Origin of the sequence: Micromonospora inositola (assembly GCF_900090285.1) — a bacterium.
GTDB lineage: Bacteria > Actinomycetota > Actinomycetes > Mycobacteriales > Micromonosporaceae > Micromonospora > Micromonospora inositola.
Map to the genome: position 1 here is coordinate 3,381,201 of NZ_LT607754.1, position 12,879 is coordinate 3,394,079.

The 12,879-nt window shown below is 73.4% G+C and carries 11 protein-coding genes; all 11 read left to right on the top strand.

Annotated elements, in window-relative coordinates; translation table 11 throughout:
- The first annotated feature begins 213 nt into the window (after positions 1-213).
- Positions 214-1,008 (top strand): ABC transporter permease, encoded by a 795-nt coding sequence (locus GA0070613_RS16255; protein WP_231929236.1) that lies wholly within the window; start codon positions 214-216, stop codon positions 1,006-1,008.
- Between the two features lie 12 nt (positions 1,009-1,020).
- Complete coding sequence (locus GA0070613_RS16260; protein ID WP_089013081.1) at positions 1,021-1,830, top strand: ABC transporter permease; 810 nt, start codon at positions 1,021-1,023, stop codon at positions 1,828-1,830.
- 63 nt (positions 1,831-1,893) lie between these two features.
- Positions 1,894-2,907, top strand: a complete 1,014-nt coding sequence (locus GA0070613_RS16265) for a YihY/virulence factor BrkB family protein (RefSeq protein WP_089015984.1) — start codon at positions 1,894-1,896, stop codon at positions 2,905-2,907.
- A gap of 293 nt (positions 2,908-3,200) precedes the next feature.
- The gene (locus tag GA0070613_RS16270; RefSeq protein WP_089013082.1) at positions 3,201-4,379 is read left to right on the top strand and encodes an ROK family protein; all 1,179 of its coding nucleotides are present in this window, start codon (positions 3,201-3,203) and stop codon (positions 4,377-4,379) included.
- Between the two features lie 164 nt (positions 4,380-4,543).
- A complete protein-coding gene (locus GA0070613_RS16275) occupies positions 4,544-6,055 on the top strand; it encodes a sugar ABC transporter ATP-binding protein (protein ID WP_172875994.1) in 1,512 nt (503 codons plus the stop codon).
- A 66-nt stretch (positions 6,056-6,121) separates the two neighbouring features.
- A complete protein-coding gene (locus GA0070613_RS16280) occupies positions 6,122-7,243 on the top strand; it encodes an ABC transporter permease (protein WP_089013083.1) in 1,122 nt (373 codons plus the stop codon).
- A 91-nt stretch (positions 7,244-7,334) separates the two neighbouring features.
- Positions 7,335-8,387 (top strand): substrate-binding domain-containing protein, encoded by a 1,053-nt coding sequence (locus tag GA0070613_RS16285; protein ID WP_089013084.1) that lies wholly within the window; start codon positions 7,335-7,337, stop codon positions 8,385-8,387.
- A 20-nt stretch (positions 8,388-8,407) separates the two neighbouring features.
- The gene (locus tag GA0070613_RS16290) at positions 8,408-9,619 is read left to right on the top strand and encodes a Gfo/Idh/MocA family protein (protein WP_089013085.1); all 1,212 of its coding nucleotides are present in this window, start codon (positions 8,408-8,410) and stop codon (positions 9,617-9,619) included.
- 267 nt (positions 9,620-9,886) lie between these two features.
- On the top strand, positions 9,887-11,047 hold the full coding sequence (locus GA0070613_RS16295; protein ID WP_089013086.1) for an inositol-3-phosphate synthase: 1,161 nt from the start codon (positions 9,887-9,889) through the stop codon (positions 11,045-11,047).
- Positions 11,031-11,951, top strand: coding sequence for an SCO3242 family prenyltransferase (locus GA0070613_RS16300; RefSeq protein ID WP_089013087.1), 921 nt, complete (start codon positions 11,031-11,033; stop codon positions 11,949-11,951). The genes GA0070613_RS16295 and GA0070613_RS16300 overlap by 17 nt, the downstream gene beginning before the upstream one ends.
- Positions 11,948-12,868, top strand: a complete 921-nt coding sequence (locus GA0070613_RS16305; protein WP_089013088.1) for a sugar phosphate isomerase/epimerase family protein — start codon at positions 11,948-11,950, stop codon at positions 12,866-12,868. Before GA0070613_RS16300 ends, GA0070613_RS16305 begins: the two co-directional genes overlap by 4 nt.
- Positions 12,869-12,879: the final 11 nt, after the last annotated feature.

Sequence of the window (12,879 nt, forward strand, 5' to 3'; positions counted from 1 at the left end):
GTCCCCCGCTGACGCCCGCCCACCTCGTTGATCATGAAGTTGTTGCCGTCCACATCGGCGTGTCGCGGCAACAACCCCATGATCGACGCCGCCGTTGCGGGGCGGATGGGGAATAGAGGCGACATCGCCGGTCGGCGGCCGTAGGGTGGCCGGCGGTCTGTCGTACCCCGGAGGTAGGAAGGCCGTGACGGGCGGAGAGCGGGGGTGGTCGACGTGAGCGTGGCGGAGCGGGCCCGGCCGGCGTTGCCGCGGGTGCCGGCGCTGGCGGTGCTCGCGCACTACCTGGTGGGCTACCGGCGCACCTGGCGGGCGGGCGTCTTCTCGTCCTTCCTGCTGCCGGTGCTCACCGTGGTCGGCTTCGGGTTCGGCGTCGGCGCCTACGTCGACCAGGGCGTCGGCGGCGTGCGCTACCTCGACTGGCTGGTGCCGGGCCTGATCGCCTCCACCGCGATGCAGGTGGCGATCGGCGAGTCGACCTGGCCGGTGCTGAGCAACTTCCGCTGGATCAAGACGTACTTCGCGCAGGTCGCGGCGCCGCTGCGGGTGGGTGACATCCTCGCCGGCCACCTCGCCTTCGTGCTGTTCCGGGCGTTCACCAGCACGGCCGCGTTCCTGCTGGTGACCGCCCTGTTCGGGGCGCTGCGCTCGCCGTGGGCGGTGGCCGTGCTGCCGGTGGTGCTGCTGCTCAGCCTGGCGGTCGCCGCGCCGACCTTCGCGTTCAGCGCCTGGGCGCCGAGCGACAGCTACCTGGCGCTGCTGTTCCGCTTCGCGGTGATCCCGATGACGCTCTTCGCCGGGGTGTTCTTCCCGGTCGAGTCGCTGCCGCAGGGGCTGCGCTGGCTGGCGTACGCGACGCCGCTCTGGCACGGGGTGGACCTCTGCCGGGCCGCCACGCTCGGGGTGGCGCCGCAGTGGTCGATCCCCGGTCACCTGCTCTACCTGGCCGCCTGGGCGCTCGCCGGCTGGTTGCTGGCCCGGCGCGCGTTCCGCCGCAATCTCGTCGTCTAGGGGAGGAGTGTCGTGGTCGGTCTCGTCCTGCCCCGGCTGGTCAGCTTCGAGGGGGCGCCGCGCCGGTCCGCCTCGGTGGCCGAGCGCAACTTCACGTCGCTGAAGAGCGCGTACTGGCTGGTGCTCATCTCCGGCTTCCTGGAGCCGGTGCTCTACCTCTTCTCCATCGGCATCGGGGTGGGGGCGCTGGTCGGCGACCTCACCCTCCCCGGCGGCCGGGTCGTCTCGTACGCCGGGTTCGTCGCGCCGGCGATGCTGGCCTCGTCGGCGATGAGCGGCGCGCTGGCGGAGACCACCTTCAACTTCTTCGGGAAGATGAAGTTCATGAAGCTGTACGACGGGATCATCGCGACCCCGGTGCAGCCGTTCGAGATCGCCCTCGGCGAGCTGGGCTGGGCGATGATCCGGGGCACGCTCTACTCGGCGGCCTTCCTCGTCGTCATGGTGGTGATGGACCTGACCAGCGTGGGCCGGGCGGTGACCGCGTTCCCGGCGGCGGTGCTGGTCGGCTTCGCGTTCGGCGCGCTCGGCATGGCCGTCGCCACGTTCATGCGCAGCTGGCAGGATTTCGACCTGATGGGCTCCGCCCAGTTCACCCTCTTCCTCTTCTCCGGCACCTTCGTCCCGGCCGAGGCGTACCCTGCCGTGCTGCGCTGGGTGGTCGAGCTGACCCCGCTCTACCGGTCGGTGCACCTGATCCGGGGCATCTCCGTCGGCGGGGCCGGCTGGTCGTGGCTGCTCGACGTGGCGTACCTGCTGGTGCTGACCGGGGTCGGGCTGTTGGTGGCATCGCGACGGATGGGGAGGTTGCTCTACAAGTAGCTGGTTAATCACCGGCCCTCACAGGGCATGTCCAGGGGCGACGCCGACGACGAGGGAGTGGCGATGGCCTCCGACGAGACTTCCGCCCGCAGGGGGCGCAACCGCGGGCCGGTCGGCCCGGACGACGGGCCGGACAGCCCGACCCAACTGCCGGGCGCCGGGTGGAAGGCCGCGCTGAAGCGCACGGTCAAGGAGTTCCAGGACGACAGCCTCACCGACTGGGCGGCCGCGCTCACCTACTACGGAGTGCTTTCGATCTTCCCGGGCATGCTGGTGCTCATCTCGGTGCTCGGGCTGCTCGGCAACAGCGCCACCGAGGGGGTCAAGGACACCGTCAACCAGGCGGTACCCGAGAAGAACATCCGCGGGATCATCGAGACCGCTATCACCCAGGCGGGCACCTCCGGCGGCCTGGCCAGCATCGCCGCGATCATCGGTCTGCTCGCCGCCTTCTGGTCGGCCTCCGGCTACATCGCTGCCTTCATGCGCGCCTCCAACACCATCTACGACGTGCCGGAGGGGCGGCCGATCTGGAAGACCCTGCCGATCCGGCTCGGGGTGACCGCCCTGGTCGGCGTCCTGCTGCTGGCCGCCGCGGTGATCGTGGTCTTCACCGGCGGCCTCGCCGAGCAGGTCGGCAGCGCGATCGGGCTGGGCTCGACGGCCGTCACGGTGTGGAACATCGTCAAATGGCCGGTGCTGCTCATCCTGGTCAGCCTGATGTTCGCGATCCTCTACTGGGCCTCGCCGAACGCCCGGCACGGCGGTTTCCGCTGGGTCAGCCCGGGCGGCGTGCTGGCGGTGGTGATCTGGCTGGTGATCTCCGGCCTCTTCGCCCTCTACGTCAGCAACTTCGGCTCGTACAACAAGACCTACGGGGCGCTGGCCGGCGTGATCATCTTCCTGGTCTGGCTCTGGCTGAGCAACATCGCGATCCTGCTCGGCGCGGAGTTCGACGCCGAACTGGAGCGCGGACGCGCCATCGAGGCCGGGCACCCGGCCGAGGAGGAGCCGTACGTCGAACTGCGCGACGACCGCAAGGTCAAGAAGAAGCGCAACTCCGCCTCCGGCCGCTGACCCGCGCGACCCGATCGCCCCGCCGCACCCCGCGCGGCGGGGCGGTCCCTTCTCCGTTCCCGGAGCCGGTCCAGGCGTCGGCTCCCTCGCGGACCGTCGCGTCGGCGCCGTCCGACCCCGGTGACCAGCGCGGCTTTTAGTGATCCACTACGCGCTTTTGCTCAGATGGACAAAAGTTTGGCTCGGATCGCGCTGAAGCTATGGACACGCGGGCCGGAAGCCTCCTACTGTGTCGGACACGACACATCGCAGTTGCGTCGATGTGAACGACTCCGATGCGGAGGTGAGTCCCGGTGCGAACGGTGGACCCCCTGCACGTACGGCTGCTCCGGTTGCTCCGCGACGAGGGGCCGGTGTCCCGGGCGGAGCTCGGCGACCGGTTGCAGATGCCGCGGCCCCGCCTCCTCACCGAGCTGGAGCGGCTGGTCGGCCTCGGCTACGTCGCCGAGGCGGGGCTGGCCGCGTCCCGCGGCGGGCGGCGCTCGACGTTGGTCGAGCTGAGCCCGCACCTGCGCTTCGCCGCGGTCGACCTGGGCGCCAGCTCGATCGACGTCGAGGTGGTCAACGGCCGCCTCGAACCGGTGGTCGCCTACACCGAGCCGGCCGACATCCGCTCCGGCCCGAAGGTGACCCTCCAGCGGGTCAACGAGCTGCTGCACAAGGCAAAGGTGGACGGCGCGTACGAGCGGCTCGACGCGGTCGGCATCGGCGTGCCCGGGCCGGTGAGCTTCCGCGACGGCGTGCCGGTCTCGCCGCCGATCATGCCGGGCTGGGACCGCTTCCCGGTCCGCGAGCTGCTCACCCGGGAGCACGGCTGCCCGGCGGTGGTCGACAACGACGTCAACATCATGGCGATCGGCGAACGGCACGGCGGGGTAGCCCACTCGGTGGACGACTTCCTCTTCATCAAGATCGGCACCGGGATCGGCTGCGGCATCTACCTCAGCGGCGAGGTGTACCGCGGCACCGACGGTTGCGCCGGGGACATCGGCCACATCCAGGTCGACGCGAACGGTCCGATGTGTTCCTGCGGCAACCTCGGCTGCCTGGAGGCGCTGTTCAGCGGCGCCGCGCTGGCCAAGGAGGCGACCGCGGCGGCCCGTGCCGACATCTCCCCGGCGCTCGCCGAGCGGCTCGACGCCCGGGGCGCGTTGACCGCGCTGGACGTCGCGCAGGGGGCGGCCGAGGGGGACGTCACCTGCATCCAGCTCATCCGCGACGGCGGCCGGCGGGTCGGCGGCGTACTGGCCGGGCTGGTTAGCTTCACCAACCCGTCGATGATCGTGATCGGCGGCGGGCTCGCCCAGCTCGGGCACATCCTGCTCGCCGAGATCCGCAGCGTGGTCTACCGCCGGTCGCTGCCGCTCGCCACCGGCAACCTGCCGGTCGTCCTCTCCGAGCTCGGCCCGCGGGCCGGGGTGGCGGGGGCGGCCGTGCTCGCCAGCGACCTGGCCTTCGGGGAGGCGTCATGAGTGCCCGCGACAGCGACCCGGCCGTCGCGGGGGCTGGCCCGGCCGGCGCCGACGACACGGGGGAGTCGGCCGGCCGGGGCCGGCCACCGGCGAGCGAGAGCGAGGAGGCCGCCGTGACGAAGGCGCCACTGGTCGAAGCCCCCGCCGACACCGTCGCGGGCGAGGTGGTCCTGCGCCTCACCGACGTGGTCAAGACCTTCCCCGGCGTACGCGCGCTGGACGGGGTGCAACTGGAGGTGCGCGCCGGCGAGGTGCACTGCCTGCTCGGGCAGAACGGCGCCGGCAAGTCCACCCTGATCAAGGTGCTCTCCGGGGTGCACCGGCCGGACTCCGGCGAGGTCCACTGGCGCGGCGAGCCGGCGGCCTTTGCCAACCCGCAGGCCGCGATGCGGGCCGGGATCGCCACCATCTACCAGGAACTCGACCTGGTCGAGGACCTCTCGGTAGGGGAGAACGCCTTCCTCGGCCACGAGCCGCGCCGGTTCGGGTTCGTCCGGCGCGGCCGGATGGCCCGCCGCACCCGGGAGATCCTCGGCCGCCTCGGCCACCCGGAGATCCCGCCGGGCCGGATGGTCCGGGCGCTGCCCGCCGCCGGCAAGCAGATCGTCAGCATGGCGCGGGCGCTCTCCCACGAGGCCCGACTGATCATCATGGACGAGCCGAGCGCGGTGCTGGCCCACGACGAGGTGGACAACCTGTTCCGCATCATCCGGGAGCTGACCGCGCAGGGCATCGCGGTCATCTACATCTCGCACCGGCTGGAGGAGATCCGCGAGATCGGCGACCGGGTGACCGTACTCAAGGACGGCCGGACCACCGCGGCGAACCTGCCGGCGCGCGACACCCCGACCCGCGACCTGGTCGCCCTGATGACCGGCCGCAGCATCGAGTACGTCTTCCCGGACCGCCCGGCCGCCGACCCCGACGGCGCCGAGCTGCTGCGGGTGGACGGCCTGACCCGGGCCGGCGAGTTCGCCGACGTCTCGCTGACCGTGCGGGCCGGCGAGATCGTCGGGGTCGCCGGGCTGGTCGGCTCGGGCCGCTCCGAGCTGCTGGAGACCATCTACGGCGCCCGCCGCGCGCAGGCCGGCACCGTCCGGATGGGCGGCCGTACCCTGCGGCCCGGCAGCGTCGGCGCGGCGGTGCGGGCCGGCATGGGGATGGCCCCCGAGGAGCGCAAGAGCCAGGCGCTGCTGCTCGGCGAGCCGATCTACCGCAACGTCACCCTGGCGACCTTCGGCCGGTACGCCCGCCTCGGCTTCACCGACGCCGGGCGGGAGCGGGCCGAGGCGGACCGCATCGCCGACTCCCTGGAGCTGCGTCCCCGCGACGTGCGGCGGCCGGTGCGCACCCTGTCCGGGGGCAACCAGCAGAAGGTGGTGGTGGGGCGCTGGCTGCTCGGCGACACCCGGCTGCTGCTGCTCGACGAGCCGACCCGGGGCGTGGACGTGGGGGCCCGAGCCGAGCTGTACCAGGTCATCCGGCGGTTGGCCGCCCGGGGCGTCGGCGTCCTGCTGGTCTCCAGCGAGGTGCCCGAGGTGCTCGGGCTCGCCGACCGGGTCCTGGTGATGCGCGAGGGCCGGATGGTCCGCGAGGCCCCGGCCGGCGAACTCGACGAGAACACGGTGCTCGACCTCGTCATGGCGGGGTCCCTCATGGAAGGTACGCCAGCATGAGCGAGCGAATCATCAACGCAGCGCCGGAAAGCCTCATGGCGGCGCCGAGCGAAGCGAGGCGGCGGCATGAGTGAGACGACTCCCACGGCGACGCCGGCGCGGGCGGCGGACCTGCCGGCGCAGTCGCCGCCGGTGGACCCGGCCGAGACCGCCGCGGCGACCGCGAAGTCCGACGCGCCGGGCCGGCTCTCCTGGTGGCGGGGCGACGGCGGCGACGGCGCCAAGCGAAACCTGGGCCTGCTGGCGACCCTGGTGGTGCTCGTCGTCATCGGCATCCTCACCCGGCCCGACCTGTACGGGAACGCGAGCTGGGTGTGGGGCAACACCCTCACCATCCTCAAGCTGGCCTCGGTGGTCGGCGTGGTCACCGTCGGGATGACCTTCGTGATCATCGGCGGGGGCATCGACCTGTCGGTCGGCGCGATCGTCGCCCTGGCCGGCGTCTGGTGCACCACGCTCGCCACCCAGAGCTACGGCGCCGGCGGCATGATCTTCAGCGCGCTCACCGTCGGGCTCGCCGTCGGCGTGGTCAACGGCCTGCTCGTCTCGTACGGGCGGCTGGTGCCGTTCATCGCCACGCTGGCCATGATGGTCGCCGCCCGGGGGCTGGCCGCCGAGATCTCCGACAAGCAGACCCAGGTCTCCACCAACAGCTTCATCAACGGCATCGCCAGCACCGACCTCTTCGGCATCCCGCTGCTGGTCTACATTCTCGCCGCGGTGGTGGCCGCCGGCTGGGTGCTGCTGAACCGGACCACCTTCGGCCGCCGCACCGTGGCGGTCGGCGGCAACCCGGAGGCCGCCCGACTGGCCGGCATCAACGTCCGGCGGCACACCGTGCTCCTCTACGCGCTCTCCGGCCTCTGCTGCGGCATCGCCGCGGTCATGCTGACCGCGCAGGCCACCTCCGCGCAGGCGGCGATGGCGAACCTCTACGAGCTGGACGCGATCGCCGCCGCCATCATCGGCGGGACGCTGCTCAGCGGCGGGCGGGGCACCATCATCGGTTCCCTGCTCGGGGTGGTCATCTTCTCCACCATCACCAACCTCTTCGCCATCAACGGCCTCTCCACCGAGGCCCAGAACATGGTCAAGGGCGGCATCATCGTCGCCGCCGTCCTGATCCAGCAGGTGCAGTTCCGCAGCCTCACCCAGTTCCTCGGCCGCAACCGGGCCACCACCACCTGACCCACGAGACACCGGCGGCCACCTCGACAAGTGACGGTGGCCGGGCACAGCACACCCATTTTCACCCCACCACCTCATCCAGGAGGTCGTCATGACCCAGCACAGTCGCGACCTGTCGCGCCGCCGGCTGCTGTTCGGCGGGGCCGCGCTCTCCGCCGGCGTCGTGCTCGCCGGCTGCACCAGCAACGAGGCGGCGCCGACCGCCGCCCAGACGAAGGATGCCGCGGCCGGCGGGAACGCCGACCCGGGCAAGAAGGTGACCATCGGCTTCTCCGCCCCGGCCGCCGACCACGGCTGGATCGCCGCCATCACCAACAACGCCAAGGCGCAGGCCGCGGCGTACTCCGACGTGGAGTTCAAGAGCGTGGAGGCCGGCGCCGACGCGGCGGCCCAGCGCGCGGCGCTCTCCACCCTGATCTCCCAGAAGCCGGACGTGATCGTGCTGCTGCCGCACGACGGCAAGGAGCTCAACGCGTTCGGCCTGGAGGCGATGAAGGCCGGCATCCCGGTGGTCAACCTGGACCGGGCCTTCCCCGATGCGCGGGCCTACCGGCTCCAGATCAAGGGCGACAACTACGGCATGGGGGTGGCCGCCGCCACCTACGTCGTCGCGCAGCTCAAGGCCAAGGGGGTCAGCAACCCGGTGATCGGGGAGATCCCCGGCATCGACTCGCTGGAGCTGACCCAGGAACGCTCCAAGGGCTTCGCCGACACCCTCGCCGCGAACGGTCTGAAGGTGGCCAACCGCCGCCCGGCCGAGTTCACCGCCGACTCCGGGCAGCAGGCCGCCACCGGGCTCTTCCAGGCGCTGCCGAAGATCGACGCGCTCTGGAACCACGACGACGACCAGGGTATCGGTGTGCTCGCCGCGGTCAACCAGGCCAACCGCAAGGAGTTCTTCATGGTTGGCGGCGCCGGCTCGAAGAAGGCGATGGAGGACATCCAGGCCGACAACACGGTGCTCAAGGCCACCGTCACCTACAGCCCCTCGATGGCCTCCTCGGCCATCTCCCTGGCCCGCCTGATCGGGCAGGGGAAGGGGATGTCCGACCTGGTGGAACTCCAGGTTCCGAAGGAGATCGTGCTCGCCTCGGAGACGATCACCAAGGAGAACGCGGGCAACTACCTGAAGCTCGGGTTCTGACACACGGGGGGAGTCCCACCTTGTCCACTCACGACAGACACCTGCGGGTCGGCATGGTCGGCTACGCGTTCATGGGCGCGGCGCACTCCCAGGCGTGGCGCACCGTGAACCGGGTGTACGACCTGCCGGCGCGGGTCCGGATGTCGCTCATCTGCGGCCGCGACGAGTCGAAGGTGGCCGACGCCGCCGACCGACTCGGCTGGGACGGGCACACCACGGACTGGCGGCGGCTGGTCGAGTCCGACGAGATCGACGTGGTCGACATCTGCACGCCGGGTGACAGCCACTGCGAGATCGCGATCGCCGCGCTGGCCGCCGGCAAGCACGTGCTCTGCGAGAAGCCGCTGGCCAACACCGTCGAGGAGGCCCGGCAGATGACGGCCGCCGCCGCCCGGGCCCGGGCCGACGGGGTACGCGCCATGTGCGGGTTCAACTACCGCCGGGTGCCGGCGGTCGCCATGATGCGGCAGCTGGTCGCCGACGGACGGCTCGGCGTGATCCGGCACGTCCGGGCGGCGTACCTGCAGGACTGGATCGTGGACCCGCAGTTCCCGTTGGTCTGGCGGTTGCAGAGGGACAGGGCGGGCTCCGGCGCGCTCGGCGACATCGGCGCGCACATCATCGACCTCACCCAGTACGTGACCGGGCAGCGGATCGGCGGAGTCAGCGCGCTGACCGAGACCTTCGTCAAGGAGCGGCCGTTGCCGGCCGGGTCGAGCGGCCTGGCCGCCCACGCGGACGGCAACGGCCGGGCCACCGGCACGGTCACCGTCGACGACGCGGCGGTCTTCGTCGCCCGGCTCGACGGCGGCGCGCTGGCCACGTACGAGGCGAGCCGGTTCGCCACCGGCCGCAAGAACGCGCTCCGGGTGGAGATCAACGGCTCGCTCGGCACCGTGGTGTTCGACCTGGAACGCCTCAACGAGCTGGAGTTCTACGACGCCACCCGGCCCGCCGCCGAGCAGGGCTTCACCCGGATCCTGGTGACCGAGGGCGAGCACCCGTACATGTCGGCCTGGTGGCCGCCCGGCCACATCATCGGCTACGAGCACTCCTTCACCCACCAGATGCGGGACTTCGTCGAGGCGGTCGCCACCGGCGTCGACCCGACCCCCTCCTTCGCCGACGCGTTGCAGGTCCAGCTCGTGCTGGACGCGGTGACCCGCTCGGCGGAGCTGGGCTCCTCCTGGACGGAGGTGGAGCCGGCCGTGGCGGCCGAACTGGCCGCCTGACCCGTCGCGGCGCCGGCCGACCCGCCGGCACCGCCCGAACGGCTTTCCGGAGCCGGCCGGCGAGGGACCGGCCGCGGTTGCGCCCCGCGGCGGGGACGAGGCCGGCCCCGGAGGGCGTGCCACCGGAGCTTCTCCGGTGCGGCACGAGCAGCACCGCCGTCCGGTGCGGCCGGACCGGGATTCCCCGGCCGCACCGGCGGACGGGGCCCATCCGCACACCGACGACCAGCGAGATCTCGGCACGGAGGTTCCACGGGAAGGAGCACGATGCGTACGGGTATCTGGCTGATGGGGGCGCGCGGCTCGGTCGCGACCACCAGCATCGTCGGGGCGCTCGCCCTCCGGGCCGGGCTCACCGGCCCGACCGGCTGCGTCACCGAGCTGCCCGAGCTGCGGGGTCCGGCCCTGCCGGCCTTCGCCGATCTCGTCCTCGGCGGCCACGACGTGGTAGCGACCCCGCTGATCAAGCGGGCCGAGGCGCTGGCCACCGCCGGCGTGCTGCCCGGCCGGCTGGTCGACGCGCTCGCGGGGGAGCTGGCCGAGGTCGAGCGGGCGCTGCGCCCCGCCCCGGCCGGGGGCACCCAGGCCGACCGGGCCGGCGCCGTCGAGCGGGACCTGACCGACTTCCGGGACCGGCACGGGCTGGACCGGGTGGTGGTGGTCAACGTCTGCGCCACCGAGCCGGCCGCCGTCCCGCACCCGGCGCACGCCGACCTCGTCGCCCTGCGGGCCGCGCTGGCCGGCCCCGACGAGGTGCTGCCGCCCAGCTCGCTGTACGCGTACGCGGCCTTCACCGCCGGCTGCCCGTACGTCGACTTCACGCCGTCCACCGGGGCCCGGCTGCCGGCGCTGGCGGCGCTGGCCGCGGAGCGCGGCCTGCCGTACGCCGGGCACGACGGCAAGACCGGGGAGACGCTGGTCAAGTCGGTGCTCGCGCCGATGTTCGCGATGCGCCACCTGGCCGTCCGGTCCTGGTCGGGGGTGAACCTGCTGGGCGGCGGGGACGGCGCGAACCTGGCCGACCCGGCGGCGAACGCGGCCAAGGTGGCCAGCAAGCAGCGGGTGCTCGGCGAGACGCTCGGCTACGTCCCGCAGGGCGACACCCGGATCGACCACGTCGAGGAACTGGGCGACTTCAAGACCGCCTGGGACCTGGTCACCTTCGCCGGCTTCCTGGGCACCGGGATGCGGATGGAGTTCACCTGGCACGGCTGCGACTCGGCGCTGGCCGCCCCGCTGGTGCTCGACCTGGCCCGGCTCACCGCCGCCGCGCACGCCGCCGGCCGGCGTGGCCCCCTCCGCGAGCTGGCCTTCTTCTTCAAAGACCCGCTCGACGCCCCGACCCACTCGCTCGCCGAGCAGTGGGCCCTGCTGCGCGACCTCGTCGCCGGCCTGCACCGGGGAGGCGCCGATGGCCAGCCTCGCTGACCTCGCCGAACTGGTCCGGGCACCGGCCGCGCTCTCCGTACCCGGGGATGTGCTGGCGGGCGCGGCGGCGGCCGGCGTCCTGGACCGCCGGACGCCGGCGCTGGCCGGGGCGTCGGTGCTGCTCTACTGGGCCGGCATGGCGGCCAACGACTGGGCCGACCGCCGCCTGGACGCGGTGGAGCGGCCGGAGCGGCCGATTCCCTCCGGCCGAGTGAGCCCGCCGGCCGCGCTCGGGCTCGCCGCCGGCCTCACCGCCGCCGGGCTCGCCCTGGCCACCGCCGCCGGGGGCCGGCGGGCGGCGGCCGTCGCGGTGCCGCTCGCCACCACCATCTGGGGGTACGACCTGCTGGCCAAGAACACCGCGGCCGGCCCCGCCGTGATGGCCGCCTGCCGCGGCCTGGACGTGCTCCTCGGCGCCGCCTCCGCCGGGCCGGGCCGTGCTCCGGCCGCCGGCCGCGCCGGCGCCTCGGCGTCGCGTGGTTGCGGGTCACCGTCTGCGGGTAGGCGCCTGGCCAGGGCGCTGCCGGCGGCGCTGACCGTGGCCGCGCACACCTGGACGGTCACCGCGCTCTCCCGGCGCGAGGTCGGCGGGGCCGACCGGCGGCTGCCCCGGGCCACCCTCGCCGGCACGGCGCTGGTGGCGGCCACCGCCCTGGGCCGGGCCGACCCGGTCCCGGTCGCGCTCGCCGCCGGCTACGCCACCCGGTACGGCGCCGCCCAGGCCCGGGTGCTGGCCGACCCGTCGCCCGGTCGGGTCCGGACCGCCGTGACCGCCGGCATCACCGGCCTGCCCGCGTTGCAGGGCGCGCTGACCGCCCGGGCCGGCGCCCGACTGCTCGGCCTGGCCGTCGCGGCCGCCGCCCCGCTCGGCCGCCGCCTCGCCCGGTTGGTGTCGCCGACATGACCGGGCGGGCGGCATCGGGTGCGGCCGGGGCGGCCCACGCTCCGCTTCGCCCGACCGCGCTGCGGTTCGGCTACGGCACCAACGGGTTCGCCAACCACCGGCTGCTCGACGCGCTGGCGGTCATCGCCGACCTCGGCTACCAGGGGGTGGCGCTCACCCTGGACCACGACCACCTGGACCCGTTCGCGCCCGGGCTGGCCCGCCGGGTCGCCGCCGTGCACCGCCGGCTGGCCGCGCTCGGCCTGGCCACGGTGGTCGAGACCGGGGCCCGCTACCTGCTCGACCCGTGGCACAAGCACGCGCCGACGCTGCTGCACGACGACCCGGCCCGGCGGGTCGACTTCCTGCGCCGGGCGGTACGGATCGGGGCTGACCTGGGCGCCGAGGCGGTCTCCTGCTGGGCCGGGGTACGCCCGCCGGCGGTGCCGGCCGCCGTCGCGTGGGACCGGCTGGTGGCCGGCTGCGCCACCGTCTGCGCCGAGGCGGCGGCGGCGGGTGTGCCGCTCGGCTTCGAGCCCGAGCCGGGAATGCTGGTCGAGGACATCGCCGGCTGGCGGCGGCTGCGGGCCGCGCTCGGCGCGCCACCCGGCTTCGGCATCACCCTCGACATCGGACACTGCCGCTGCCTGGAGCCGACACCGGTGCCGGACTGCGTGGCGGCGGTCGCCGACCACCTGGTCAACGTGCAGATCGACGACATGCGCCGGGGCGTGCACGAGCACCTGGAGTTCGGCACCGGCGAGATCGACTTCCCGCCGGTGCTACGCGCCCTCGCCGACGCCGGCTACCGCGGCCTGGTGGCGGTGGAACTGCCCCGGCACTCGCACGCCGCGCCGACCGTCGCCGCCGGCTCGATCGAGTTCCTGCACGCCGTCGCCCGGACGGCCGAGAAGGGCGGCGGCGCACCACGTACCTGAGAGGGGAGACG